Below are 25,177 nucleotides of genomic sequence, written 5' to 3'. Positions count from 1 at the left end.
CGCCATGACCACGGACACCGGCCCGAGCCACATCAGCTCGCGGGACAACCCCTTGCTCAAGGACCTGCGCAAGCTCGCGCAAGATCCGGGCGCCTACCGCAAGCTCGGCCGGCTCTGGCTCGAGGGCGATCACCTGTGCCGCGCGGCGCTGGCCCGCGGCGTCCGACCGGCGGTGGCGGTGTTTTCGGAGGCGTTCTGGCCCTCGGCGCCCGCCGAATGGGTGCGCAGTGCTATCAAAACGGTAGTGGTCGCCGACGATCTGCTGCGCGCAGTGAGCGGCCTGGAGTCGCCCGCGCCGATGGGTTTCGTGCTCGACCTGCCGTCGCGGCCCGAAATCCTGCCCGACGCCCCGAGCGTGGTGCTCGACCGCCTGCAGGACGCCGGCAATGCCGGCTCCATCCTGCGCAGCGCGGCGGCTTTCGGCTTCACCCAGGTGATCGCGCTCAAGGGCACGGCCGCCCTGTGGGCGCCGAAGGTGCTGCGCGCCGGCATGGGAGCCCACTTCGGCCTGCGGCTGGTCGAAGGCGTGGACATCGACGCGCTCGATGCGCTGCAGGTGCCGCTGGTGGCCACCAGCTCGCACCGGGGCGAATGGCTGCACAAGGCCGATCTGCCGCACCCCTGCGCCTGGCTGATGGGCCACGAGGGGCAGGGCGTTTCGGCCGCGCTGGAGGCCCGGGCCGCCCACCACATTCGCATTGCTCAGCCGGGCGGCGAGGAGTCGCTCAACGTGGCGGCGGCGGCCGCCATCTGCCTGCACGCAAGCGGAGCAGCCCTGCAGGCCAAATAACACACCCAGTCCGGGCTACAATCGGGGGCTTACTCGCAAATCAGCGTCGCCCGGCCGCCTTCAACGCCAAAATCCCCTTAAGCAGCAGTCCGCAGGCAACGCGCCTGGGGCTCCGGGCGACCGTAACCATCCGGAGAACCCAGTGCTTTTGTCTCTCAAGGGAAGTTTCCCGCCCGCCATCCTGGCGCTCGCAGACGGCACGGTCTTTCTCGGCAACTCGATCGGAGCCGCCGGCTCCACGACCGGTGAAGTGGTGTTCAACACCGCCATGACCGGTTACCAGGAAATCCTCACCGACCCCAGCTACTGCCAGCAGATCGTCACCCTGACGTATCCGCACATCGGCAACTATGGTGTCAACGGCGAGGACATCGAAGCCGACAAGATCCATGCCGCGGGCCTGATCATCAAGGACCTGCCCCTCGTCGCGTCCAACTTCCGCAAGACCGCCACGCTGACCGAGTACCTCGTGTCCGGCAACACGGTGGCCATCGCGAACATCGACACCCGCAAGCTCACGCGCCACCTGCGCACCCACGGCGCGCAGAACGGCTGCATCCTGGGCCTGGCCGCGGGCGAGACCGTGACGCAGACGCTGATCGACAAGGCCATCGCCGCCGCCAAGGCCGCGCCCAGCATGGCCGGCCTCGACCTGGCCAAGGTGGTGTCGGTCAAGCAGACCTACGAATGGACCGAGACCGAGTGGAAGCTCGGCGCGGGCTACGGCGTGCAGATCACGCCGCAGTTCCACGTGGTCGCGTTCGACTACGGCGTCAAGAAGAACATCCTGCGCATGATCGCGCAGCGCGGCGCGCGCATCACCGTGGTGCCGGCGCAGACGCCCGCGGCCGACGTGCTCAAGCTCAAGCCCGATGGCATCTTCTTGGCCAACGGCCCCGGCGACCCGCAGCCCTGCGACTACGCCATCAGCGCCGTCAAGGAACTGATCGAAACCGGCATCCCCACCTTCGGCATCTGCCTGGGCCACCAGATCATGGCGCTGGCCTCGGGCGCGAAGACCTTCAAGATGAAGTTCGGCCACCACGGCGCGAACCATCCGGTGAAGGACCTGGACAACGGCCGCGTGAGCATCACCAGCCAGAACCACGGCTTCGCGGTCGACGAGAAGTCGCTGCCGGCCAACCTGCGTCCCACCCACATCAGCCTGTTCGACAACACGCTGCAGGGCCTGGCGCGCACCGACAAGCCCGCGTTCTGCTTCCAGGGCCACCCCGAAGCTTCGCCGGGCCCGCACGACATCGGCTACCTGTTCGATCGCTTCACGGCACTCATGGAAAAGCACAAGACGGAGCACAAGCATGCCTAAGCGCACCGACCTCAAATCGATCCTCATCATCGGCGCCGGCCCGATCATCATCGGCCAGGCCTGCGAGTTCGACTACTCCGGCGTGCAGGCCTGCAAGGCGCTGCGCGAAGAGGGCTACAAGGTCATCCTGATCAACAGCAACCCCGCGACGATCATGACCGACCCGGCCACGGCCGACGTCACCTACATCGAGCCCATCACCTGGCAGACGGTTGAAAAAATCATCGCCAAGGAACGCCCCGACGCGATCCTGCCGACCATGGGCGGCCAGACCGCGCTGAACTGCGCGCTCGACCTGTGGCGCAACGGCGTGCTCGACAAGTACACCGGCACGGCCACGAACCGCCCGATCGAGCTGATCGGCGCCACGCCCGAAGCCATCGACAAGGCCGAGGACCGCCTGAAGTTCAAGGACGCGATGACCAAGATCGGCCTGGGCTCGGCGCGTTCGGGCATCGCCCACACGCTCGACGAAGCGTGGGCCGTGCAGAAGACGGTCGGCTTCCCGGTCGTCATCCGCCCCAGCTTCACGCTGGGCGGCACCGGCGGCGGCATCGCCTACAACCCGGAAGAGTTCGAGACCATCTGCAAGCGCGGCATCGAAGCCTCGCCGACCAACGAGCTGCTGATCGAAGAGTCGCTGCTCGGCTGGAAAGAGTACGAGATGGAAGTCGTGCGCGACAAGGCCGACAACTGCATCATCGTCTGCTCGATCGAAAACCTCGATCCGATGGGCGTGCACACCGGCGACTCGATCACCGTGGCCCCCGCGCAGACGCTGAGCGACAAGGAATACCAGATCCTGCGCAACGCCTCGCTGGCCGTGCTGCGCGAGATCGGCGTGGACACCGGCGGCTCGAACGTGCAGTTCTCCATCAACCCGAAGGATGGCCGCATGGTCGTCATCGAGATGAACCCGCGCGTGTCGCGCTCCTCGGCGCTGGCCTCCAAGGCCACGGGCTTCCCGATCGCCAAGGTCGCGGCCAAGCTGGCCGTGGGCTACACGCTCGACGAGCTGCGCAACGAGATCACCGGTGGCGCCACGCCCGCGTCGTTCGAACCCTCGATCGACTACGTGGTCACCAAGATCCCGCGTTTCGCGTTCGAGAAATTCCCGCAGGCCGACTCGCGCCTCACGACGCAGATGAAGTCGGTGGGCGAGGTGATGGCCATGGGCCGCACTTTCCAGGAATCGTTCCAGAAGGCCCTGCGCGGCCTCGAAGTGGGCGTCGACGGCCTGAACGAGAAGACGCAGGACCGCGAAGTGCTCGAGAAGGAACTGGGCGAGCCCGGTCCCGAGCGCATCTGGTACGTGGGCGACGCCTTCGCCATGGGCCTGAGCGTGGATGAAGTGTTCGCGCTGACCAAGATCGACCCGTGGTTCCTGGTGCAGATCGAAGAGATCGTGAAGATCGAACTCGAGCTGGAAACCAAGTCGCTCGACGACATCGACAAGGACACGCTGCTCGCGCTCAAGAAGAAGGGCTTCTCCGACCGTCGCCTGGCCAAGCAGCTCAAGACCACCGACACGGCCATCCGCGAGAAGCGCCGCGCCCTGGGCGTGCGCCCGGTCTACAAGCGCGTGGACACCTGCGCAGCCGAGTTCGCGACCAACACCGCCTACATGTACTCGACCTACGAGGACGAGTGCGAGGCCGACCCGACCGACAAGAAGAAGATCATGGTGCTCGGCGGCGGTCCCAACCGCATCGGCCAGGGCATCGAGTTCGACTACTGCTGCGTGCACGCCGCACTCGCCATGCGCGAGGACGGCTACGAGACCATCATGGTCAACTGCAACCCCGAGACCGTGTCGACCGACTACGACACCTCGGACCGCCTGTACTTCGAGCCGCTCACGCTCGAAGACGTGCTCGAGATCGTCGACAAGGAAAAGCCGCTCGGCGTGATCGTGCAGTACGGTGGCCAGACGCCGCTGAAGCTCGCGCTCGACCTCGAGGCCAACGGCGTGCCGATCATCGGCACCTCGCCCGACATGATCGACGCGGCCGAAGACCGTGAGCGCTTCCAGAAGCTGCTGCACGAGCTGGGCCTGCGCCAGCCGCCGAACGCCACTGCGCGCACCGAACCCGAAGCGCTCGAAAAGGCTGCGGCCCTGGGCTACCCGCTGGTGGTGCGCCCGAGCTACGTGCTCGGCGGCCGCGCGATGGAAATCGTGCACGAGCAGCGCGACCTCGAGCGCTACATGCGCGAAGCCGTGAAGGTCAGCAATGACTCGCCGGTGCTGCTCGACCGCTTCCTGAACGACGCCGTCGAATGCGACGTCGACTGCATCCGCGACGCCGAAGGCGGCACGCTGATCGGCGGCGTGATGGAGCACATCGAACAGGCCGGCGTGCATTCGGGCGACTCTGCCTGCTCGCTGCCGCCCTACAGCCTGAACGCCGACACGGTGGCCGAGCTGAAGCGCCAGAGCGCCGCCATGGCTGCCGCGCTGAACGTGGTCGGCCTGATGAACGTGCAGTTCGCCATCCAGCAGAAGGACGGCAAGGACGTCATCTACGTGCTCGAAGTGAACCCGCGTGCCTCGCGCACCGTGCCTTACGTGAGCAAGGCCACGGGCATCCAGCTGGCCAAGGTGGCGGCACGCTGCATGGCCGGCCAGTCGCTCGCGTCGCAGGGCGTGACCAAGGAAGTCACGCCGCCGTACTTCAGCGTGAAGGAAGCCGTGTTCCCGTTCGTCAAGTTCCCGGGCGTGGACACCATCCTCGGCCCCGAGATGAAGTCGACCGGCGAAGTCATGGGCGTGGGCAAGACCTTCGGCGAAGCCTTCGTGAAGTCCCAGCTGGGCGCGGGCACGCTGTTGCCCAAGTCGGGCAAGGCCTTCATCTCGGTGAAGAACAACGACAAGGCGCGCGCCGTCGAAGTGGCGCGCGGCCTGGCCAAGCTGGGCTTCGAGCTGGTCGCCACCAAGGGCACCGCCGCGGCCATCAGCGCCGCCGGCATCGCCTGCGAGACGGTCAACAAGGTGACCGAAGGCCGCCCGCACATCGTGGACATGATCAAGAACAACGAGATTGCCTTGGTCATCAACACGGTGGAAGAGCGCCGCAACGCGATCACCGACTCGCGCCAGATCCGCACCTCGGCACTGCTGGCGCGCGTGACCACCTTCACCACGATCTTCGGCGCCGAAGCCGCGGTCGAAGGCATGGGCTTCATGGACGAGCTGGGCGTGATCTCGGTGCAGGAGATGCACGCGCAGCTGGCCGCTGCCTGATCGGGCACCGCCATGGAAACGCAGCTGGTCGAACTGGACCTCGCGGACTGGAACGCGGCCGCGCCCAACGAGGCGTGGATTGCGGAACTGGAAGCCGGCAAGGTGCTGTACTTCCCGCGGCTGGGCTTCGAGCTAATGCCTGAAGAGCGCAGCCTGCTGACGCCCAGCCTGCTGTCGCCCGACGTGCGCAACATCAGCCTCGACGCCCACGGCAAGCTCAAGGGCGCCGTCGGTGACGAGGCGGTGCAGCGTGCCACGGCGGCGATGGTGAAGCGTTTTCGCACGCAGGCGCAGCAGCTCATCCATGGGCTGCTGCCGCACTACACGCCGGCCTTGCGCCTGGCGCCGACCAGCTACAGGCCGGCCCAGGTCGAGACGCGCGTGCAATCGTGGCGCGCCGACGACCGGCGCCTGCACGTCGATGCGTTCCCGTCGCGGCCCAATTACGGCGAGCGCATCCTGCGCGTGTTCACCAACGTCAATCCCGACGGCGCACCGCGCGTGTGGCGCGTGGGCGAGCCTTTCGAGGACATCGCCAAGCGCTTCCTGCCGCGGGCCAAGCCCTATGAGCGCTGGCAAGCCAAGTTGCTGCAGGCGCTGCACGTCACCAAGTCGTTCCGCAGCGAGTACGACCACCTGATGCTGCAGCTGCACGACGGCATGAAGTCGGACATGGCGTACCAGGAAAACTCGCCCCAGGAAACGGCGAAATTCCCGCCCGGTTCGGTGTGGGTGTGCTTCTCGGACCAGACCTCGCACGCCGTCATGGCGGGCCAGTACATGCTCGAGCAGACCCTTCATCTGGCCGCATCGAAGCAATACAATCCCGAATCGAGCCCGCTCGCCATCCTGAGCCGGCTGACCGGACGCACACTCGTCTGATCAATTCCCTCAATCGACCGCCGAACGGCAGCGTTCGGCGGTTTCGCTTTATGGAGAACCAACAACATGGCCACCATTCCGATCACCAAGCGCGGCGCTGAAAAACTGCGCGCCGAACTGCACCAGCTCAAGACGGTCGACCGTCCCTGGGTCATCAACGCCATTTCCGAGGCACGCGCCCAGGGCGACCTGAGCGAAAACGCCGAATACGAAGTCGCCAAGGACCGCCAGGGCTTCATCGAAGGCCGCATCCAGGAAGTTGAAGGCAAGCTCTCGGCCGCGCAGATCATCGACCCGAGCGAGCTGGATGCCGGCGGCAAGGTGGTGTTCGGCTCGACCGTCGAACTCGAAGAAGAAGAGTCGGGCGATGCCGTCAAGTACCAGATCGTGGGCGAAGACGAAGCCGACCTGAAGCTCGGCCTGATCAACATCTCCAGCCCGATCGCGCGCGCGCTGATCGGCAAGGAAGAGGGCGACACAGCCGAGGTGCAGGCGCCGGGCGGCCTCAAGCGCTACGAGATCGTGGCGGTCCGCTACCTCTGAGCCGGATGAAAGACCGCGTCGCGCTGATGCTGGCGGCCCTCTGGTGGGGCAGCCTCAGCACCATCGGCTTCCTGGTGGTGCCGATGCTGTTCGCCCGGCTCGGCAACCCGGCGGTGGCGGGCAATTTCGCGGCCCAGCTGTTCGAGGCGCAAAGCTGGATCGCCATCGGCTGCGGGCTGATCCTGCTGATCCATTTCCGCCAGAAGGCCGACGATGGCATGACCAAGCCGGTGTTGATGGCCATCTTCCTGGTGCTGGCGGCGTTGCTGCTGGCGCTGCTGCAGCAGTACGCCGTGGCGCCGCGCATCGTGGCGCGCGACAACCTCAAGCTGTGGCATGCCGTGGGCACGGGCATGTACTTCGTTCAGTGGGCCTGCGCCGGCACGTTGCTGTGGCGCATGGGCGGCGCCGCTCAGGCGCCACGCTGAACCGGGGCGGCGACGCGCATCGCCGCCTCCGGCCTGGTTACTCTTTCCAGTGCTTGGCGACCCAGCTCGCCGGCCGGATGTAGCGGAAGGCGCGATTGCGCCGTCCCGCCAGCGCATCGGGCGGGTTGCACTCGCCGTGGAACACCATCACACGAGCGCCTTCGGGCACGAAGGGCTCTTCCCAGTAGTTGGTCGGCCAGGTCGGGATGCCGTGGTACTTGAAACTCGGGCACCAGGCGGCCGGCCAGTAGGCCAGCTTGCCCTGCTTGTGCAGCACGTCCGACAGGTAGGCCTGCTCGTTGCGGTACTCGGCCTGCACCTTGTCCATGTTGGCGCGGAAGTACGCCAGCACGTCGGCATGGGCGCCCAGCTCGAAGCGGTAGACCGATGAATTGCCCGTGATCCGCTCGCGCCGCCAGGGGCGGGCGTAGTCGTGAATGATCAGGAATTCGCCGGGCTGCTCGAAGAAGGCGTCCAGGCTGCCGACGATCACCACGTCGACGTCCAGGAAGAGGGCGGTGCCGCGCAGGCCGTGCAGGTCCTGCTCGAAGGTCGTGAGCTTCTTCCAGGCGCCGTCGCGCTGGCCCGGGGCCAGCTGGAGGTTAAGCGGCGGAATGGGCAGGCACGTCACTTCGGGGCGAATGCCGTTGCCGTCGTCGGTCAGGCAGACGAACTTGAAGTCGCCGCTGAGGTGGCGGCGCACCATGGCGTAGAGCCGGTTGACGTACTCGGGGCCGTACTTGGTGCCCCACTTCATGCAGAGGATATGGCGCTGGGCGCCTTGCGCTGCCACCAAGTTCAGTCCGCCTGGTTGCGTTTCTTGGCCGACAGCGGGCGCTTGGCCTTGGCGCGCTTGATGGTGCCGCCAGGGGTGAGGCGCTGGTTGCCGAGCACGCGCAGGGTCTTGATTTCGGGGCGCTGGCCGCCACGCTTGCTGTACTTGACGATCTTCACGTCGCGCGGGCCGGGCATGCGGTCTTCGTCGATCACACGCTCTTTTTCGGGCTTCGGGCGCCACAGCACGAGCAGCTTGCCGATGTGCTGGATCGGGGCGGCGTCGAGCTCGTCGGCGAGCTCCTGGAGCATGGCGTCGCGGGCGAGGCGGTCGTCGGAGAAGACGCGCACCTTGATCAGGCCATGGGCCTTCAAGGCCGCGTCGGCCTCCTTTTTCACGGCAGGGGTGAGCCCGTCTCCACCGACCATGACGATCGGATCCAGGTGGTGAGCTTCGGCGCGGTGCACCTTGCGCTCGGCAGGGGTAAGTTGAATGGCGGGCATCCCCGTATTATCGACGCGTACACGAACACCCTCATGAGCACCAAAGCCAAAAGCAAAAAAGTCAACAAGGCGTGGCTTCACGACCACATCAACGACCCCTACGTGAAGCTCGCGACCAGAGAGGGCTACCGCGCCCGCGCGGCTTACAAGCTCAAGGAAATCGACGAGTCGCTCGGGCTGGTCAAGCCCGGCCAGCTGGTGGTCGACCTGGGCTCGACCCCGGGCGCCTGGAGCCAGTACCTGCGGCGCCGCATGTCGCCCGGCGGGGCGGCGGTCGGCGACCTCAACGGAACCATCGTTTCGCTCGACCTGCTGCCGATGGAGCCCATCGAAGGCGTGACCTTCCTGCAGGGCGACTTCCGCGAAGACGCACTGCTGGCGCAGCTCCTGGCCGTGCTGGACGGCCGCAAGGCCGACCTGGTGGTGTCCGACATGGCGCCCAACCTGTCGGGCATCCATTCGGCCGACGCGGCCCGGGTCGAGCACCTGATCGAGCTGGCCATCGACTTCGCCCAGAACCACATGAAGCCCGAAGGGGCATTGGTGGCCAAGGTCTTCCATGGCAGCGGGTACGACGAATTGGTCAAGATGTTCAAGGCCAATTTCCGCGTCGTGAAGCCGCTCAAGCCCAAGGCATCGCGCGACAAATCGGCCGAGACCTTCCTCATCGGCAGGGGATTGAAGGCATCCGATACGCATTGATACCTTGCCGCAGCGTGCCCTCCAGGGGCGCAAACCCTTGTCAGCCTATGGCTGCTATAGGGAAATGTCCGCTTTTCGCAGCTTGAAAAGCCTAAAATGGGGCGCAATTGCGTACCTCAGCGCGTATTTCATATTCCCGTCACGCGCTTTCGACTGGAGCTTCGTTTGAACAATCAGTGGTTTTCCAAAGTTGCCGTATGGCTCGTCATTGCCATGGTGTTGTTCACTGTGTTCAAGCAGTTCGACACCCGCGGTGGCGTCGGCTCGGGAACGGTGAGCTATTCCGAGTTCCTGGACCAGGTCCGCAACAACCAGATCAAGAGCGCCATCATTCCTGAAGGCGCCGGCGGCGGCGAGATCGTCGCCGTCACCAACGACGATCGCAAGATCCGCACGACCGCCACGGTGCTCGACCGCGGCCTCGTGGGCGACCTGATCGACCACAACGTCAAGTTCGACGTCAAGCCGCGCGAAGAGGGCTCGCTCCTCATGACCTTGCTGGTCAGCTGGGGCCCGATGCTGCTGCTGATCGGCGTGTGGATCTACTTCATGCGCCAGATGCAGGGCGGCGGCAAGGGCGGGGCGTTCAGCTTCGGCAAGAGCAAGGCCCGCATGATGGACGAGAACAACAACACGGTGACCTTCGCCGACGTCGCAGGCTGCGACGAGGCAAAAGAAGAAGTCCGTGAAGTCGTCGACTTCCTGAAAGACCCGCAGCGCTTCCAGAAACTCGGCGGTCGCATTCCGCGCGGCCTGCTGCTGGTCGGTCCTCCGGGCACCGGCAAGACGCTGCTGGCCAAGTCGATCGCCGGCGAAGCCAAGGTGCCGTTCTTCTCGATCTCGGGTTCCGATTTCGTTGAAATGTTCGTCGGCGTGGGCGCGGCCCGCGTGCGCGACATGTTCGAGAACGCCAAGAAGAACGCGCCTTGCATCATCTTCATCGACGAAATCGATGCGGTGGGTCGCCAGCGTGGCGCCGGTCTCGGCGGCGGCAATGACGAGCGCGAGCAGACCCTCAACCAGATGCTGGTCGAGATGGACGGCTTCGAAACCAACCTCGGCGTGATCGTGGTGGCTGCCACCAACCGTCCCGACATCCTCGACGCTGCTCTGCTGCGCCCGGGCCGTTTCGACCGTCAGGTGTACGTCACGCTGCCCGACATCCGCGGTCGCGAGCAGATCCTGGCCGTCCACATGCGCAAGGTCCCGCTGGGCCAGGACGTGAACCCGAGCGTGATCGCCCGCGGCACGCCCGGCATGTCGGGTGCCGACCTGGCCAACCTGTGCAACGAAGCTGCCCTGATGGCCGCCCGCCGCAATGCGCGCGTGGTCGAGATGCAGGACTTCGAGAAGGCCAAGGACAAGATCTTCATGGGCCCCGAGCGCAAGAGCATGGTCATGCCCGAGGAAGAGCGCCGCAACACGGCCTACCACGAGTCCGGCCACGCCCTCATCGGCAAGCTGCTGCCCAAGTGCGACCCGGTCCACAAGGTCACGATCATTCCGCGTGGCCGCGCCCTCGGCGTGACCATGAGCCTGCCGTCGCAGGACCGCTACAGCTACGACCGCGAGTACATGCTGAACCAGATCAGCATGCTGTTCGGTGGCCGCATCGCCGAAGAAGTGTTCATGCACCAGATGACCACCGGCGCCAGCAACGACTTCGAGCGCGCGACCTCCATCGCCCGTGACATGGTCACGCGCTACGGCATGACCGACGCGCTGGGCCCGATGGTCTACGCCGAGAACGAAGGCGAAGTGTTCCTGGGCCGCTCGGTCACCAAGACGACCAACATGAGCGAGCAGACCATGGAAAAGGTCGACGGCGAGGTGCGCCGCATCATCGACGAGCAGTACGCCCTGGCGCGCCGCCTCATCGAAGAGAACAGCGACAAGATGCACGCCATGGCCAAGGCGCTGCTCGAATGGGAAACCATCGACAGCGAACAGCTCGACGACATCATGGCCGGCCGCGCACCGCGTCCGCCCAAGGACTGGACGCCGCGCATCCCGCCTTCGGGCAGCGGCGGCAGTGGTGGCACGCCGGCCGTCAATCCTGACCCGGCGCCGACCGCCGCTTGAGGTGGGCTTGAAATCAAGCAACAACGGGGCCCCTGGCCCCGTTTTCCATGGTGAGCCAGATGGTGCGGTTTGGCAGACCTCGCGTTTCAGGATTGACCTCGCGCAGCCGCGCGTGATGGGCATCGTCAACGTCACGCCCGATTCCTTCTCCGACGGCGGCGCGCACGCGTCGACCGAGACTGCGCTGAAGCACTGCGAGCAGTTGCTGAAGGAGGGCGCCGACATCCTCGACATCGGCGGTGAATCGACCCGCCCCGGCAGCCCCGCCGTACCGCTCGACGCCGAGCTGGCGCGCGTGCTGCCCGTGGTGCGCGAGGCCGTGAAGCTGAACGTGCCGCTGTCCATCGACACCTACAAGCCCGAGGTGATGCGCGCCGTGCTCGACCTGGGCGCGGACATCGTCAACGACATCTGGGCGCTGCGCCAACCCGGCGCGCGCGAGGTCGTGGCGGCGCACCCGACCTGCGGCATCTGCCTGATGCACATGCACCGCGACCCGCAAACCATGCAGGCGCTGCCGATGCAGGGCGACGTGATTCCCGAGGTGCTGGCTTTCTGGGACGCGCAGCTGGCGCCCCTGACGGCGCTGGGCATCGATCCCGCGCGCATCACGCTCGATCCGGGCGTCGGTTTCGGCAAGAGCGTGGCGCAGAACTTCGCGCTCCTCGGTCGACAGCGGGAATTGTTGGCAACCGGTTACCCCTTGTTGCTAGGTTGGTCCCGTAAGTCCTCCATCGGGGCCGTCACCGGCATCGACAATGCATCCGGGCGTACCGTGCCCAGCGTGGCAGCCGCCGTGCTGGCCGTGGACCGGGGTGCTGCGGTCGTGCGGGTGCACGACGTTCGCGACACCGTCGCCGCCCTCGCCGTATGGCGTGCCATGCGCGCGGAAGCACCGCAAGAACACCTTCAAAGAGCAACAACATGACCCGTAAGTATTTCGGCACCGACGGCATCCGCGGCACGGTCGGCCAATCGCCCATCACCCCCGATTTCGTGCTGCGCCTCGCGCACGCCGTGGGCCGCGTCCTCAAGAAGACCCAGGCGCGTCCCACGGTGCTGATCGGCAAGGACACCCGCATCTCGGGCTACATGCTCGAGTCGGCGCTCGAGTCGGGCTTCAACTCCGCCGGCGTCGACGTGGTGTTGCTCGGCCCGCTGCCCACGCCGGGCGTGGCCTACCTCACGCGCGCCCAGCGCGCCAGCCTGGGCGTGGTGATCAGCGCCAGCCACAACGCCTTTCCCGACAACGGCATCAAGTTCTTCAGCGCGCAGGGCACCAAGCTCGACGACGCCTGGGAGCTGGCCGTCGAGGCGGCGCTCGAAGAAGCGCCTGTCTGGGTGGATTCGGCCAACCTGGGCAAGGCCCGCCGCCTCAACGATGCCGATGGCCGCTACATCGAGTTCTGCAAGAGCACCTTCGCCAACGACCTGTCGCTGCGTGGCATGAAGCTGGTGGTCGATGCCGCCCACGGCGCGGCCTACCAGGTGGCGCCGAACGTGTTCCACGAACTGGGCGCGGACGTCACCAGCATCGGCTGCGCACCCGACGGGCTCAACATCAACAAGGGTTTCGGCGCCACGCATCCCGAGGCGCTGGTCGCCACTGTGACGGCGCAAAAGGCCGACTACGGCATCGCCCTCGATGGCGACGCCGACCGGCTGCAGCTGGTCGATGCCACCGGCCGCCTGTTCAACGGCGACGAGCTGCTGTACCTGATGGTGGCCGAACGCGTCGCGCGCGGCGAGAAGCCGGCGGGCGTGGTCGGCACGCTCATGACCAACAAGGCCGTCGAGATGGCCCTGCGTGCACAGGACATCGAGTTCGTGCGCGCCAAGGTCGGCGACCGCTACGTGCTCGAAGAGCTCGACAAGCGCGGCTGGCTGCTCGGCGGAGAAGGCTCAGGCCACCTGCTGGCACTCGACCGCCACACCACGGGCGACGGCATCGTCAGCGCGCTGCAGGTGCTGCAGGCCTGCGTGCGCAGCGGCAAGACGGTGGCGCAGCTGCTCGAAGGCGTGACGCTGTTCCCGCAGACGCTGATCAACGTGCGCCTCGCACCCGACCAGGACTGGAAGAGCAACGCAGCGCTCGCCAGCGAAACGAAGCGCATCGAAGCCGAGCTGGGCGATGCGGGCCGCGTGCTGATCCGTGCGAGTGGCACCGAGCCGCTGGTGCGCGTGATGGTCGAGGCGCGCGATCCGAAGCAATCGCAGTCTTGCGCCGAGCGCCTCGCGGCCACGCTCAAGCCCGCCGCATGACGACGGCGGGCCGCATCGAAATCCGCCTGGCCGACTACCGCGATCCGCTGCAAGCGGCGGCGCTGGTCGAGTTGCTCGACAGCTACGCGCGCGACCCAGCCGGCGGCGGCACGCCATTGCCTGCATCGGTGCGCGAAGGCCTGCCCGCCGCGCTGGCGGCGCGTCCGCAGGCGTTCAGCGTGCTCGCCTTCGACGGCGACACGCCCGTGGGCCTGATCAACTGCATCGAAGGTTTTTCGACCTTCGCCTGCCAGCCGCTGGTCAACGTGCACGACGTGGTCGTGCGCGCCAGCCACCGTGGCCAGCGCGTGGCGCAGCAGATGTTCGCGCAGGTCGAGCAGGAAGCCCGCCGGCGCGGCGCCTGCAAGCTCACGCTCGAGGTGCTGTCGGGCAATGCGCCTGCGCTGCGCAGCTACGAGCGCGAAGGCTTCGTCAGCTACCAGCTCGACCCGGAATTCGGCCACGCTGTCTTCCTGCAGAAGAAGCTCTGACCGAATCAGGCCAATGAAAATGCCGCCGACGCGCAAGGCGTGGGCGGCATGGCCGAAGCAGACAAGAGAAGGGCGCGGCGAACGCGCCCTTTCTTTTTTTCGGGATCAGAAGCGCGTGACAGGCGCGTCGGCGGTGGCGCCCGACTTATCGGCGGCGTACTTGCCCAGCTCCCACTTGGCGATCGCGTTGCGGTGCACTTCGTCCGGACCGTCGGCAAAGCGCAGGGTGCGCGCCTGGGCATAGGCCGAGGCCAGCGGGAAGTCGTCGCACATGCCGCCGCCGCCGTGGACCTGCATGGCCCAGTCGATGACCTGGCAGGCCATGGTGGGCGCCACCACCTTGATCATGGCGATCTCGGTGCGCGCGACCTTGTTGCCGGCCACGTCCATCAGCCAGGCGGCCTTGAGCGTGAGCAGGCGGGCCATGTCGATCTTGCAGCGCGCTTCGGCGATGCGTTCCTGCGTGACGGTCTGCGAGGCGACGGTCTTGCCAAAGGCCACGCGCGACGAGGCACGCTTGCACATCAGCTCGAGCGCGCGCTCGGCCAGGCCGATCAGGCGCATGCAGTGGTGGATGCGTCCGGGGCCAAGGCGGCCTTGGGCGATCTCGAAGCCGCGGCCTTCTCCCAGCAGGATGTTGCCGACGGGCACGCGCACGTTCTCGAAGTACATCTCGACGTGGCCGTGCGGCGCGTCGTCGTAGCCCATCACGTTCAGTGGACGCACGATGCGGATGCCCTTGGTGTCGGCCGGCACGATGACCATGCTCTGCTGCGAGTGCTTCGGCGCCTCGGGGTCGGTCTTGCCCATGGTGACGAACACGGCGCAGCGCGGGTCGGCGGCACCGGAGATCCACCACTTGTGGCCGTTGATGACGTACTCGTCGCCCTGGCGCTCGATGCGGGTGGCGATGTTGGTGGCGTCGCTGGAGGCGACGTCGGGTTCGGTCATCGCGAAGGCCGAGCGGATCTGGCCTTCGAGCAGCGGCTTGAGCCAGCGCGCCTTGATCTCTTCCGAGCCGTAGCGGGCGATGGTTTCCATGTTGCCGGTGTCGGGCGCCGAGCAGTTGAAGGCTTCGGAGGCCCATGGCACCCGGCCCATGATCTCGGCCAGCGGGGCGTATTCCTGATTGGTCAGGCCCGCACCCTCATAGCCCGAGGCCGAGGCGCTGTCGACTGGCAGGAACAGGTTCCACAGGCCTTGTGCCTTGGCCTTGGCCTTGAGTTTCTCGACGGTCTGCAGGGCGCTCCAGCGCTTGCCTGCGACCGTGTTGGCGGCCAGTTCGGCGCTGTACTCGGCTTCGGCCGGGTAGATGTGGTCTTCCATGAAGGCGAGAACGCGCTTCTGAAGCTCCTTGGTTTTGGCCGAATATTCGAAATCCATGCTGTCTCCTGGTGGGGTTAAGGGGGAGGGCTGGCTATGCCTTTTGGGCAAATTGCCAGGCCATCTCGGCCATCGGCCGTGCGCCACGGGCGGACGCCACGGCTTGCTCGCTCGATGCAGTACCGGCTTCGACCCGTTTCGCAATGCCCTGCAGGATGGCGGCCATGCGAAACAGGTTGTAGGCCTGGTAGAAATTCCAGTCGGGCGCCAGCGCCTCGGGCGTGCTGATGCGCGTGCGCTCGCAATAGCGGGCGATGTATTCGCTCTCGGTGGGAATGCCCAGCGCCGCCACGTCCACGCCGCCGATGCCGCGGCCGGTGGTGGGGGGCATGTGCCACGACATGCAGTGGTAGCTGAAGTCGGCCAGCGGGTGGCCCAGTGTGGAGAGTTCCCAGTCGAGCACCGCGATGATGCGCGGCTCGGTGGCGTGGAACATCACGTTGTCCAGGCGGTAGTCGCCATGGACGATCGAGACCTTGCTTTCGTCGCGTGCGCTCGCGGGCATGTGGGCGGGCAGCCAGTCGATCAGGCGCTCCATGGCTTCGATGGGCTGCGACAGTTCGCCGGCACCGTCGGCCGAGGCTTTGTACTGCTTGCTCCAGCGGCCGATCTGGCGCTCGAAGTAGTTGCCGGGCTTGCCGTAGTCGCCCAGGCCGCGGGCGGCGAAGTCGACCGTGTGCAGCGCCGCGATGACGCGGTTCATCTCGTCGTAGTAGGCCGCGCGTTCGGCGTTGCTGAAGCCGGGCAGCGACTGGTCCCACAGCACGCGGCCCTGCATGAACTCCATGATGTAGAAGGCGCGCCCGATGATGGATTCGTCTTCGCACAGGCAGTACATGCGCGGCACGGGCACGTCGGTGCCCTGCAGGCCGCGCATGACCTTGTATTCGCGCTCGACCGCATGGGCCGAGGGCAGCAGCTTGGCGACCGGGCCGGGCTTGGCGCGCATCACGTAGCTCTGCGTGGGCGTGACGAGCTTGTAGGTCGGGTTGGACTGACCGCCCTTGAACATCTCGACCGTCAGCGGACCCTGGAAGCCCTCGAGGTTCTTTTCGAGCCAGGCCGCAAGCGCGTCCACGTCGAAGGTGTGCTGTTGGGACACCGCGCGGGTGCCGATGAAACTGGAGAAGTCCTGGCTCATGTCGAATCTTTTTTAGTTGTCTGCTTCAGAGATGTGCATCAGCGCCGAGCGGTCCAGCACGACCAGTCCGGCCGGCTCGATCCGGATGGTGCCCTCGCGCTCCATCGTCTTGAGTTCCTGGTTGACCCGCTGGCGCGAGGCGCCGAGCAGCTGCGCGAGTTCTTCCTGCGCCAGTTGCAGGCCGATGCGCGTCTGACTGCCGTCGTCCAGGTTGGGCACGCCGTAGCTGCGCACCAGATGGATGAGCTGCTTGGCCAGGCGTGCGCGCAAGGGCAGGGTGTTGAGGTCTTCCACCAGCCCGAACAGCGTGCGGATGCGGCGCGCCTGCAGCCGCATCAGCGCTTCGTACAGCTCGACGTGCGTGGCCAGGATCTTCTGGAAATCGGCCCGCGCCACGCACAGCACGGTGGTGTCGCCGTGCGAGTACGTGTCGTGCGTGCGCCGCTCCCCGTCGAACATCGCCACGTCGCCGAACCAGATGCCCGGCTCGACGTAGGTCAGCGTCACCTGCTTGCCCGACACCGCGGTCGAGCTCACGCGCAACGCCCCCTTGGCACAGGCGATCCAGTGCTCGGGCGGGTCGCCGCGCGCGGCGAGCAGGTCGCCGTCCTTGTAGCGTTTGACAAAGGCGCATCGGAGGATGTCGTGCCGTAGCGATGGAGATAGGGAAGAAAACCAGCGACCACTGTTGATCGCTTCACGTTCTTCGATGGTAAGAATGGGGTCGTCCATGGTCTGTCCTCTCGGCGACTGAAAAGCTGTGGGGTGTCTCGGGAGCGACGCCGTCAGGCGTCACTCGTAGCGTGGCGGTGTCTTGTCGAGGAACGCGGCGATGCCGATGCCCGCGTTCGCGTGGTGCAGGTTGCGCACGAAATGATCGCGCTCCTGCGATAGCTGCGACGCCAGTGTGGCGCCACGCGCGTCGCTCAGCAGCTCCTTGATGCTGGCCAGCGAGTTCGGCGCGCGCGCGTTCAGGCGAGTGGCCAGGGCCAGCGCGCCGGCCAGCGCCTGTCCGCTGTCGGTGAGCTCGTTGACGAGGCCGAAGGCATGCAGGCGCGCGGCCTCGATGCGCTCGCCGTTCATCAGCCATTCGCTCGCCAGCTGGCGCGGCAGCGCCTGTCCGAGGTGCCAGCTGAGGCCGCCGTCGGGCGAGAGCGCCACGTTGCTGTACGAGGCCGCGAACACGGCGTCGCGCGCGGCCACGACGAAGTCGCAGGCCAGCGCGAGCGAGAAGCCGGCGCCGGCCGCCGCGCCCTCGACGGCCGCGATGACCGGCTTGGGAAAGGTACGGATCGAGTCGATCCAGTTGTGCAGGCCCTCGATGCTCTCGGCCTGCACCGAGCGGTCGAGCTGGCGGTTGGCCAGCAGCCGCTGCAGCGAGCCGCCGGCGCAGAACCAGGCGCCTTCGCCCACGATGACGACGCTGCGGATCTCGTCGCTGCTCTCGGCGCCGTTCAGCGCCTCGATGCCGGCGGCATAAATCTCGGGGCCCAGCGCATTGCGCTGGGTCGGGTTGACGATGGTCAGCACCATGGTGCTGCCTTCGCTGGTGCTCTTGAGTTCGGCGGTCATGGTGTGCGTGCTTATTCTTCTTCGTGCAGCAGGCTCAGGCCCAGCGCGCCGCGGCGGCGCAGCCACGGGCTCGGGCGATAGCGCGGATCGCCATACACGGTCTGCAGGTTGAACAGCACTTCGAGCATGTTGGTCGGCCCGTAGAGGTTGCCCATGGCGAGCGGGCCGCGCGGATAGCCCAGGCCCAGCTGCACGGCGGTCTCGAGGTCGGCCGGCGTGCACACGCGCTGCTGGCACATGTCGGCGGCGATGTTGACGATGGCGCCGATCACGCGCTGCGTGACGAAGCCCCCGCTGTCGCGGATCACGCTCACGGCCTTGCCGTCGCGCGCGAAGAGGGCGTGCGCGGCGTCGCGCACGTCGCGGCGCGTGGCCGGGTTGGTGGCGAGCACGCGGCGCTTGGTGGCGGCGTCGTCGATGAGCATGTCGATGCCGACGGTGCGCGTGGCGTCCAGCCGCTCGACGGCCGCGACCGTCGTCACGTCGAAGCCCAGCGGCGCGACCAGGATGATCGACTGCGGTGCGGGAGCGCTGCCGCTGTCGATCTGCGCACCCAGCGTGTTCACCAGGCGCAGCAGCTCGGCGCGGCGCGCGGCGCGCGGCGACACCCAGACCGCGGGCGTGCCTTCGATCACCGGCGCCGGCGCTTCGGGCGTTTGCTGCATCACGCCGTTGTCGTAGCGGTAGAAGCCTTCGCCCGTCTTGCGGCCGAGTGCGCCGGCGGCCAGGCGCTGCGCGGTGATCACGCTGGGTCGGAAGCGCGGCTCTTCGAAGTACTGGTGGTAGATCGACTCCATCACCGGATGCGACACGTCGAGCGCCGTGAGGTCGAGCAGCTCGAACGGGCCGAGGCGAAAGCCTGCCTGGTCCTTCAGGATGCGGTCGATGGTGGCGAAGTCGGCCACGCCTTCGCCGACGATGCGCAGCGCCTCGGTGCCGTAGCCGCGGCCCGCGTGGTTGACGATGAAGCCCGGCGTGTCCTGCGCCTGCACGGCGCTGTGGCCCATCTGCGTGGCGTAGCCGGCCAGTTGCTGGCAGACCTCGGGCGAGGTCTTGAAGCCCGCCACCACCTCGACCACCTTCATCAGCGGCACGGGGTTGAAGAAGTGGAAGCCCGCGAAGCGCGCGGGGTGCTGCAGGCCGGCCGCGATGGCCGTGACCGACAGCGACGAGGTGTTGGTGACCAGCGTGGCGGTGGGCGCGACCACGTCCTCGAGCTCGCGAAACAGCGTGCGCTTGACCTCGAGGTTCTCGACCACGGCCTCGACCACGAGGTCGCAGCCCGCGAGCGCCTGCATGCCGTCGACCGCCTTCACGCGCGCCACGTAGGCGTCGCGCGTGGGGGCATCGATCTTGCCCTTCTCGTGCAGCTTGTTCCATTGGGCGGCGAGGGCTTCGCGGCCGCGCTCGGCGGCGCCTGCGAAGCTGTCGAGCAGCAGCACTTCGCTGCCGGCCTGGGCGGCGATCTGCGCGATGCCGCGCCCCATGGCGCCGGCGCCGATCACGCCGATTCGGGGGTAGTTCACTGTCATGGGATCAGGGTTCTCATGGGTTGGTGGGTGTCTGGGGCGGCCGCGCCGGCGCGGGTGCGCGACACGGACGAAAGCTCCGATTTTGCAATCTCGCGGGAGGCCCGCGCCCCGGGTGTTACGCGGGGCATCGGAATCAGGCCGGGCGGCGGCTGCGATCGATGGCGATGCTCAGGCCCATCGCCAGCAGCATCAGTGCAAAACCGACCCGGCTCATCCACTCGGTGGCGTCGTTCGCCAGCAGCCAGCCGCCCAGCGCCGCACCCAGGGCCTGGCCGATGTAGATGCCCGAGCTGTTGAGCGCCACCGAGCCCGGCGCCAGGGCGGGCGCCAGCCCCACGAGGCGCGCCTGCTGCGAGGAGTTGGTGGCAAAGCAGCCCAGGCCCCAGGGCACGAGCACCACCGCCAGCCACGCCAGCGTGCTGGCCAACGGCCACAGCAGCAGGCTCAGCGCGATCAGCCCGGTCGTCAGCAGCACCATGCGCCCGGCGCCGACGCGGTCGATGTAGCGGCTCACCACCATGTTGCCCAGCAGGCCGAAGGCGCCGAATAGCGCCCACATCAGGCTCAGCGTGTTGGCGTCGGCGCCGAAGCCCTGCTTGAGCAGCGGGCCGAAATAGCTGAACAGCACGAACTGGCCGACGCCCTGCAGCGCCGTGACCGACACGATGCCCATCAGCACCGGGCTGCGCAGCACGCGCGACCAGGCGGCAGCCGTGAGCGCGGCGGGCCGGATGCCGCTGGGCAGCGTGAGCCAGACCGAGGCGGCGCTCACGACGCTGAGCGCCGCGATGGCCATGAAGGCCATGCGCCAGCCCAGGTGGCCGCCGATCAGCGCGCCTATCGGCAGGCCCAGCACCGAGGCCACCGACCAGCCGAGAAAGACGAAGGTGACGGCGCGCCCGCGCTGCTCGGGCGGCACCAGCATGCCGGCGCAGGCCGCGGCCTGGGGCGTGAAGATGGCGGGCGCGATCACCGTCAGCATGCGCACCGGCAGCAGCGCGCCGAAGCTGGGCACGAGCGCCGCGACCACGTGCCACGCGGCGTACCAGAGCAGGGTGAGGGCCAGCAACTTGCGGCGGTCCCAGCCGGCGACCGCGGCGGCCAGCAGCGGGGCGCCCAGGCACATCACGAAGGCGGCCGCGCTGATCAGCTGGCCTGCAGTGGCGACCTTGATGGCCAAGGAGGCGCTGATCTCATTGAGGGTGCCGGGCACGACCATCACGCCCGTGCCGATCACGAAATTGCCGGCCAGCAGCGCCCAGAGCGCGCCTCGCTGCGGCGCGGGCCGGCTCATGCGCTCACCGCCGGACCTGCAGCGCGCCGGGGTTCACGATGTTCGTGGGGTTGCCCTTGATGAAGCTCACGACGTTGTCGAACGCCTGGCCGAAGTAGCTTTCGTAACTTTCCTGCTCGACGTAGCCGATGTGCGGCGTGCAGATGCAGTTTTCGAGGCGCAGCAGCGCATGGCCCTGCAGCGGCGGTTCGCTCTCGAACACGTCGATGGCCGCCAGCCCGGGGCGGCCGCGGTTGAGCGCGGCCAGCAGGGCATCGGCCTCGACCAGCTCGGCGCGCGAGGTGTTGACGAACAGCGCCGTCGGCTTCATGCGCGAGAGGTCTTCGAGCTTGACGAGGCCCTGGGTGTCCTCGTTGAGCCGCAGGTGCACCGACAGCACGTCGGCGGCGGCAAAGAATTCGTGGCGGTTCTGCGCCACCTGGAAGCCGTCGGAGCGCGCCTTGGCGCAGCTGGCCTCGCGGCCCCAGATCACGACCTGCATGCCGAAGGCCTGCCCATAGCGGGCCACCAACTGGCCGATGCGGCCGTAGCCCCAGATGCACAGCGTCTTGCCCTTGAGCACCGAGCCCACGCCGAAATTCGGAGGCATCGACGCCGACTTGAGGCCCGACTGCTGCCAGGCCCCGTGCTTGAGGTTGCTGATGTACTGCGGCAGGCGGCGCATGGCCGCCATGATCAGCGCCCAGGTGAGTTCGGCGGGCGCCTGCGGCGAGCCCGAGCCTTCGGCCACCGCCACGCCGCGTTCGGTGCAGGCGGTGACGTCGATGTGGCCACCGACGCGACCGGTCTGGGAAATCAGCTTGAGCTTGGGCAGCTTCTCGATCAGCTGGCGGGAGATCTGGCTGCGCTCGCGGATGAGCACGATGACGTCCGCATCCTTGAGGCGAACCGACAGTTGGCCGATGCCCTTGACCGTGTTGGTGTAGACCTTGGCGGCGTAAGCGTCCAGCTTGGCAGCGCACTGCAGCTTGCGCACGGCGTCCTGGTAGTCGTCGAGGATCACAATGTTCATGGCATGCCATTGTGCCTCGCAGCATCGGCACGTCGCACGTGTGAACGTTTGGATACCCGGCACCGGATGGCGCCCGGGAGGCCTGTTTCAGCCCGTTGGAGGTGAATCCGCCGTGCGCATGAGGGGCGCACAGAGTGCGCAGGCACGGCGGGTTCGTTGGCACTTTCTCAGTGCAGGTGGCTGGGGCGGGGCGCGCCGCTGCCGGTTTCCGCGGCTTCCAGTGCGGCGAGCCGGTCGAGTTCGGCGCACACGTCGGCCATGCGGCCGTAAATCACGACCCGGTTGGCGCAGCCGCGCTGCGAGCCTTGCCGATCGACCACGCGGACCACGCGCAGCGGGCGGGCGGGCGTGGCGGCGGACGGTGACGCGGTCGGCGCCGGGCTGCCAGCGGTGCGCGCCGTGCAGGCCGGGCGAATGGCCACGTAGCGCAGGCCAGCGGCTGCATCGCCGCTCTCACCATGCGAGGGACGGCGGGCGGGCATCCAGCGGGTGGCCAGCGATTGCAGGGGCGACCAGAGGTCGGCGATGGCGAGGAGGGCGATTCCCATGTGAACTCCAAAAAAGTATGAGGTTGAACACAGGCAGGATTTCTTGAATCGGCCACGACAGGGTGATGGCGACTTCGCGCCATACGCCCGCCACCTGTCGCGGCCGGATGAGGTGCTGCTGCGTGTGGGCAACAGGCCCGGGGCCTACATCAGCATCGTGTTGCGGATGAGGCCGACCGCGAGGCCTTCGATCTCGAAGGGCTCGCCGGGCTGGACGATGATGGTCGGGTAGTCGGGGTTCTCGGCGTGCAGTTCGATCACCTGCTTGTTGCGCTTCAGGCGCTTCACGGTGACTTCTTCGCCCAGGCGTGCCACCACGATCTGGCCGTTGCGCGCTTCCTTCGTGGCCTGCACGGCAAGCAGGTCGCCGTCCATGATGCCGGCGTCGCGCATCGACATGCCGCGCACCTTGAGCAGGTAGTCGGGCTGGCGCTGGAACAGCGTGTTCTCGACGTAGTAGGTCTGGTCGACGTGCTCTTGCGCGAGGATGGGCGAACCCGCCGCGACACGGCCGATGAGCGGCAGCGCGAGCTGGGCCATGCCGGGCAGCGAAAGCGAGAACTGGTTGCCTTCGCGGTGGCGCGTTTCGTGGAGCGAGCGCAGCGCATCGCCCTTGAGGCGGATGCCGCGCGACGTGCCGCTGACGAGTTCGATCACGCCCTTGCGGGCCAGGGCCTGCAGGTGCTCCTCGGCGGCGTTGGCCGACTTGAAGCCCAGCTCGTTGGCGATTTCGGCGCGCGTGGGCGGCGCACCGGTGCGTGCGATGGCGCCCTGGATCAGGTCCAGGATCTGCTGCTGGCGGGCGGTAAGCTTCACTGCGAACTGCATAGTGGTTTCCTTGCGGCACTGGCTAGATATCCAGTACCTGTATTTTTAACCAGTTTTCAAAAGTTGACAAGCCATGACTCATTCCTCTTCGTCCGGGACGCGCCGCGTGGTCGTGCTGGGCACCGGCGGCACCATTGCCGGCAAGGCCGCCAGCAGCGGCGACAACATCGGCTACACCGCCGGGCAGGTGGGCGTGGCGGACCTGCTGGGCGGCATCGAGGCGCCGACCGGCGTGACGCTGGTGGCGGAGCAGGTCGCGCAGCTCGATAGCAAGGACATGGACGCCGACACCTGGCGCCAGCTGGCCGCGCGCTGCGCACACTGGCTGGCGCAGCCGGACGTGGCCGGCATCGTGGTCACGCACGGCACCGACACGCTGGAAGAGACCGCCTTCTTCCTGCACGCCGTGCTCGCGCCGGCCAAGCCGGTGGTGCTGACCTGCGCGATGCGCCCGGCGACGGCCCTGTCGCCTGACGGTCCGCAGAATGTCCGCGACGCACTCGCTGTGGCCTCGACGCCCGGCGCGCAGGGCGTGACGGTGGTGTGTGCGGGCGCGATCCACAGCGGCCTCGATGTGCAGAAGGTGCACACCTACCGCCTTGATGCCTTCGCGTCGGGCGATGCGGGGCCGGTCGGCTATGTGGAAGAGGGCGAAGTGCGGCGCGTGCGTGCGTGGCCGCAGGGGGCGCCGTTCGATGCGGCGCGGCTGGAGGCGGTGTTGAAGCCGTGGCCCCGCGTCGAGATCGTCATGAGCCACGCGGGCGCGAGCGGTGCGATCGTGGAGGCGTTGCTGCTCTCGTCGACTGAGCCCTTGCGCGGGCTGGTCGTGGCCACGACCGGCAACGGCACCGTGCACCACGCGCTGGAAGCTGCAGCGCTGAAGGCGCAGGACAGCGGCTTGGTGGTGTTGCGCGCCACACGCTGTGCGAACGGACGCATCCTGCCGAAACCCGGTGACGGGCTGCGGGACGCGGGCGCACTCACGCCGGTGAAGGCGCGGGTCGCGCTGGTGCTGGAACTGTTGGGAGTGGCCGCCCTGCCGGAGGCGGAGGGCGGCTAGGAGAAAGAGGCTGACGAATCAGCCGCTGAATCAGCTGTTCAGTGCGGCAAGCGCGCGCTGCGTGATCTCGTCGACCGTGCCCACGCCCTGGATGGCGCGGTACTTCGGCGCGGCGGCCGGGTCGGTCTTGGCCCAGGCCGAGTAATAGTCGACCAGCGGACGGGTCTGCTGGCTGTAGACGTCGAGCCGCTTGCGCACGGTCTCTTCCTTGTCGTCTTCGCGCTGGATCAGCTCTTCACCGGTCACGTCATCCTTGCCTTCCACCTTCGGCGGATTGAATTTGACGTGGTAGGTGCGGCCCGATGCCGGGTGCGAGCGGCGGCCGCTCATGCGTTCGATGATGTCGCCGAAGGGCACGTCGATCTCGAGCACGTAGTCGAGCTTGACGCCGGCCGCCTTCATGGCGTCGGCCTGCGGAATGGTGCGCGGGAAGCCGTCGAACAGGAAACCGCCGTTGCAGTCGGGCTGCGCGATGCGTTCCTTCACGAGGTTGATGATCAGGTCGTCGCTGACCAGTGCACCCGAATCCATGATCGTCTTGGCCTGCAGCCCGAGGGGGGTGCCTGCCTTGACCGCGGCGCGCAACATGTCGCCGGTCGAGATTTGGGGAATGCCGTATTTCTGGCAGATGAAGGTCGCTTGCGTGCCTTTGCCTGCTCCGGGCGCGCCCAGCAAAATAAGTCTCATGGTGTCCTCGGAAGGTTCTTAGATTTTGTGTCGCGCCCCATGCGCGCCCTCAGGCGCGCCGAGGCGGAATTGCATCGAGGATAGCATGCGTCCC

General features: G+C 67.2%; 24 protein-coding genes. 12 read left to right on the top strand and 12 right to left on the bottom strand.

All coding sequences use genetic code 11. The features are described 5' to 3' along the window. Positions 1–4 precede the first annotated feature (4 nt). The 6 genes from AC07XP_RS02505 (at position 5) to AC07XP_RS02480 (ending at position 7,211) form a co-directional block, all read left to right on the top strand. The gene (locus tag AC07XP_RS02505; RefSeq protein WP_495263699.1) at positions 5–790 is read left to right on the top strand and encodes a TrmH family RNA methyltransferase; all 786 of its coding nucleotides are present in this window, start codon (positions 5–7) and stop codon (positions 788–790) included. A 142-nt stretch (positions 791–932) separates the two neighbouring features. Beyond that, entirely contained in the window at positions 933–2,117 is a 1,185-nt protein-coding gene (gene carA, locus AC07XP_RS02500) for a glutamine-hydrolyzing carbamoyl-phosphate synthase small subunit (protein ID WP_493192425.1), read from the top strand. Further along, complete coding sequence (gene carB, locus AC07XP_RS02495; RefSeq protein WP_062471576.1) at positions 2,110–5,358, top strand: carbamoyl-phosphate synthase large subunit; 3,249 nt, start codon at positions 2,110–2,112, stop codon at positions 5,356–5,358. Before carA ends, carB begins: the two co-directional genes overlap by 8 nt. 12 nt (positions 5,359–5,370) lie before the next feature. Beyond that, positions 5,371–6,240, top strand: coding sequence for a Kdo hydroxylase KdoO (gene kdoO, locus AC07XP_RS02490; protein ID WP_495263698.1), 870 nt, complete (start codon positions 5,371–5,373; stop codon positions 6,238–6,240). A gap of 66 nt (positions 6,241–6,306) precedes the next feature. Continuing rightward, complete coding sequence (gene greA, locus AC07XP_RS02485) at positions 6,307–6,783, top strand: transcription elongation factor GreA (protein ID WP_056518766.1); 477 nt, start codon at positions 6,307–6,309, stop codon at positions 6,781–6,783. Positions 6,784–6,788: 5 nt separating this feature from the next. Next, positions 6,789–7,211 carry a DUF4149 domain-containing protein gene (locus AC07XP_RS02480; protein WP_495263697.1) on the top strand — a complete coding sequence of 141 codons (423 nt, stop codon included), beginning with the start codon at positions 6,789–6,791 and terminating at the stop codon, positions 7,209–7,211. Between the two features lie 37 nt (positions 7,212–7,248). Here AC07XP_RS02480 and AC07XP_RS02475 read toward each other — a convergent pair whose 3' ends face one another. Next, complete coding sequence (locus tag AC07XP_RS02475) at positions 7,249–7,968, bottom strand: glycosyltransferase (RefSeq protein WP_167395020.1); 720 nt, start codon at positions 7,966–7,968, stop codon at positions 7,249–7,251. Positions 7,969–8,009: 41 nt separating this feature from the next. Beyond that, entirely contained in the window at positions 8,010–8,489 is a 480-nt protein-coding gene (locus AC07XP_RS02470) for a YhbY family RNA-binding protein (RefSeq protein WP_062471564.1), read from the bottom strand. A 33-nt stretch (positions 8,490–8,522) separates the two neighbouring features. Between AC07XP_RS02470 and AC07XP_RS02465 the strand changes: the two genes are divergently transcribed. From AC07XP_RS02465 to AC07XP_RS02445, 5 genes are all read left to right on the top strand, one after another. Beyond that, a complete protein-coding gene (locus AC07XP_RS02465) occupies positions 8,523–9,191 on the top strand; it encodes an RlmE family RNA methyltransferase (RefSeq protein WP_495263696.1) in 669 nt (222 codons plus the stop codon). A 165-nt stretch (positions 9,192–9,356) separates the two neighbouring features. Next, complete coding sequence (gene ftsH / locus AC07XP_RS02460; RefSeq protein WP_062471558.1) at positions 9,357–11,273, top strand: ATP-dependent zinc metalloprotease FtsH; 1,917 nt, start codon at positions 9,357–9,359, stop codon at positions 11,271–11,273. Between the two features lie 115 nt (positions 11,274–11,388). Continuing rightward, a complete protein-coding gene (folP, locus tag AC07XP_RS02455) occupies positions 11,389–12,201 on the top strand; it encodes a dihydropteroate synthase (protein WP_495263695.1) in 813 nt (270 codons plus the stop codon). Next, positions 12,198–13,535: a phosphoglucosamine mutase gene (glmM, locus tag AC07XP_RS02450; RefSeq protein ID WP_495263694.1), complete on the top strand. Its 1,338-nt coding sequence runs from the start codon at positions 12,198–12,200 to the stop codon at positions 13,533–13,535. The genes folP and glmM overlap by 4 nt, the downstream gene beginning before the upstream one ends. Beyond that, a complete protein-coding gene (locus AC07XP_RS02445) occupies positions 13,532–14,026 on the top strand; it encodes a GNAT family N-acetyltransferase (protein WP_062471549.1) in 495 nt (164 codons plus the stop codon). The genes glmM and AC07XP_RS02445 overlap by 4 nt, the downstream gene beginning before the upstream one ends. Before the next feature lie 105 nt (positions 14,027–14,131). Here AC07XP_RS02445 and AC07XP_RS02440 read toward each other — a convergent pair whose 3' ends face one another. The 9 genes from AC07XP_RS02440 to lexA form a co-directional block, all read right to left on the bottom strand. After that, a complete protein-coding gene (locus tag AC07XP_RS02440) occupies positions 14,132–15,409 on the bottom strand; it encodes an acyl-CoA dehydrogenase family protein (protein WP_139706559.1) in 1,278 nt (425 codons plus the stop codon). Positions 15,410–15,443: 34 nt separating this feature from the next. Beyond that, positions 15,444–16,550, bottom strand: a complete 1,107-nt coding sequence (locus AC07XP_RS02435) for a phosphotransferase (RefSeq protein WP_139706561.1) — start codon at positions 16,548–16,550, stop codon at positions 15,444–15,446. Positions 16,551–16,562: 12 nt separating this feature from the next. After that, positions 16,563–17,282, bottom strand: a complete 720-nt coding sequence (locus AC07XP_RS02430) for a Crp/Fnr family transcriptional regulator (RefSeq protein WP_062471540.1) — start codon at positions 17,280–17,282, stop codon at positions 16,563–16,565. 60 nt (positions 17,283–17,342) lie between these two features. Further along, the gene (locus AC07XP_RS02425) at positions 17,343–18,122 is read right to left on the bottom strand and encodes an oxepin-CoA hydrolase, alternative type (RefSeq protein WP_062471537.1); all 780 of its coding nucleotides are present in this window, start codon (positions 18,120–18,122) and stop codon (positions 17,343–17,345) included. Positions 18,123–18,133: 11 nt separating this feature from the next. Further along, positions 18,134–19,654, bottom strand: a complete 1,521-nt coding sequence (locus AC07XP_RS02420) for a 3-hydroxyacyl-CoA dehydrogenase (protein ID WP_495263693.1) — start codon at positions 19,652–19,654, stop codon at positions 18,134–18,136. A gap of 133 nt (positions 19,655–19,787) precedes the next feature. Then, the gene (locus tag AC07XP_RS02415) at positions 19,788–20,948 is read right to left on the bottom strand and encodes an MFS transporter (protein ID WP_159277084.1); all 1,161 of its coding nucleotides are present in this window, start codon (positions 20,946–20,948) and stop codon (positions 19,788–19,790) included. Positions 20,949–20,952: 4 nt separating this feature from the next. Continuing rightward, complete coding sequence (locus tag AC07XP_RS02410) at positions 20,953–21,960, bottom strand: D-2-hydroxyacid dehydrogenase family protein (protein ID WP_062471528.1); 1,008 nt, start codon at positions 21,958–21,960, stop codon at positions 20,953–20,955. A 167-nt stretch (positions 21,961–22,127) separates the two neighbouring features. Next, a complete protein-coding gene (locus tag AC07XP_RS02405) occupies positions 22,128–22,508 on the bottom strand; it encodes a hypothetical protein (RefSeq protein WP_495263692.1) in 381 nt (126 codons plus the stop codon). A 144-nt stretch (positions 22,509–22,652) separates the two neighbouring features. Continuing rightward, positions 22,653–23,336: a transcriptional repressor LexA gene (gene lexA / locus AC07XP_RS02400; RefSeq protein WP_062471522.1), complete on the bottom strand. Its 684-nt coding sequence runs from the start codon at positions 23,334–23,336 to the stop codon at positions 22,653–22,655. A 73-nt stretch (positions 23,337–23,409) separates the two neighbouring features. On the opposite strand from lexA, the gene AC07XP_RS02395 reads away from it, so the two are divergent. Beyond that, a complete protein-coding gene (locus AC07XP_RS02395; RefSeq protein ID WP_495263691.1) occupies positions 23,410–24,396 on the top strand; it encodes an asparaginase in 987 nt (328 codons plus the stop codon). Between the two features lie 30 nt (positions 24,397–24,426). Here AC07XP_RS02395 and adk read toward each other — a convergent pair whose 3' ends face one another. Then, positions 24,427–25,083, bottom strand: a complete 657-nt coding sequence (adk, locus tag AC07XP_RS02390) for an adenylate kinase (protein ID WP_062471515.1) — start codon at positions 25,081–25,083, stop codon at positions 24,427–24,429. Positions 25,084–25,177 lie beyond the last annotated feature (94 nt).

Source organism: Variovorax sp. GW531-E2, assembly GCF_059423125.1.
The sequence above is the reverse complement of the archived record's forward strand: the minus strand, read 5'-3'. Positions and strand labels throughout refer to the sequence as shown.

Coding starts and splice junctions, on each gene's coding strand:
- AC07XP_RS02505 (WP_495263699.1), top strand. CDS start 5: ATGACCACGGACACCGGCCCGAGCCACATCAGCTCGCGGGACAACCCC.
- carB (WP_062471576.1), top strand. CDS start 2,110: ATGCCTAAGCGCACCGACCTCAAATCGATCCTCATCATCGGCGCCGGC.
- kdoO (WP_495263698.1), top strand. CDS start 5,371: ATGGAAACGCAGCTGGTCGAACTGGACCTCGCGGACTGGAACGCGGCC.
- greA (WP_056518766.1), top strand. CDS start 6,307: ATGGCCACCATTCCGATCACCAAGCGCGGCGCTGAAAAACTGCGCGCC.
- AC07XP_RS02480 (WP_495263697.1), top strand. CDS start 6,789: ATGAAAGACCGCGTCGCGCTGATGCTGGCGGCCCTCTGGTGGGGCAGC.
- AC07XP_RS02475 (WP_167395020.1), bottom strand. CDS start 7,968: ATGAAGTGGGGCACCAAGTACGGCCCCGAGTACGTCAACCGGCTCTAC.
- AC07XP_RS02470 (WP_062471564.1), bottom strand. CDS start 8,489: ATGCCCGCCATTCAACTTACCCCTGCCGAGCGCAAGGTGCACCGCGCC.
- AC07XP_RS02465 (WP_495263696.1), top strand. CDS start 8,523: ATGAGCACCAAAGCCAAAAGCAAAAAAGTCAACAAGGCGTGGCTTCAC.
- folP (WP_495263695.1), top strand. CDS start 11,389: ATGGGCATCGTCAACGTCACGCCCGATTCCTTCTCCGACGGCGGCGCG.
- glmM (WP_495263694.1), top strand. CDS start 12,198: ATGACCCGTAAGTATTTCGGCACCGACGGCATCCGCGGCACGGTCGGC.
- AC07XP_RS02445 (WP_062471549.1), top strand. CDS start 13,532: ATGACGACGGCGGGCCGCATCGAAATCCGCCTGGCCGACTACCGCGAT.
- AC07XP_RS02440 (WP_139706559.1), bottom strand. CDS start 15,409: ATGGATTTCGAATATTCGGCCAAAACCAAGGAGCTTCAGAAGCGCGTT.
- AC07XP_RS02435 (WP_139706561.1), bottom strand. CDS start 16,550: ATGAGCCAGGACTTCTCCAGTTTCATCGGCACCCGCGCGGTGTCCCAA.
- AC07XP_RS02430 (WP_062471540.1), bottom strand. CDS start 17,282: ATGGACGACCCCATTCTTACCATCGAAGAACGTGAAGCGATCAACAGT.
- AC07XP_RS02425 (WP_062471537.1), bottom strand. CDS start 18,122: ATGACCGCCGAACTCAAGAGCACCAGCGAAGGCAGCACCATGGTGCTG.
- AC07XP_RS02420 (WP_495263693.1), bottom strand. CDS start 19,654: ATGACAGTGAACTACCCCCGAATCGGCGTGATCGGCGCCGGCGCCATG.
- AC07XP_RS02415 (WP_159277084.1), bottom strand. CDS start 20,948: ATGAGCCGGCCCGCGCCGCAGCGAGGCGCGCTCTGGGCGCTGCTGGCC.
- AC07XP_RS02410 (WP_062471528.1), bottom strand. CDS start 21,960: ATGAACATTGTGATCCTCGACGACTACCAGGACGCCGTGCGCAAGCTG.
- AC07XP_RS02405 (WP_495263692.1), bottom strand. CDS start 22,508: ATGGGAATCGCCCTCCTCGCCATCGCCGACCTCTGGTCGCCCCTGCAA.
- lexA (WP_062471522.1), bottom strand. CDS start 23,336: ATGCAGTTCGCAGTGAAGCTTACCGCCCGCCAGCAGCAGATCCTGGAC.
- AC07XP_RS02395 (WP_495263691.1), top strand. CDS start 23,410: ATGACTCATTCCTCTTCGTCCGGGACGCGCCGCGTGGTCGTGCTGGGC.
- adk (WP_062471515.1), bottom strand. CDS start 25,083: ATGAGACTTATTTTGCTGGGCGCGCCCGGAGCAGGCAAAGGCACGCAA.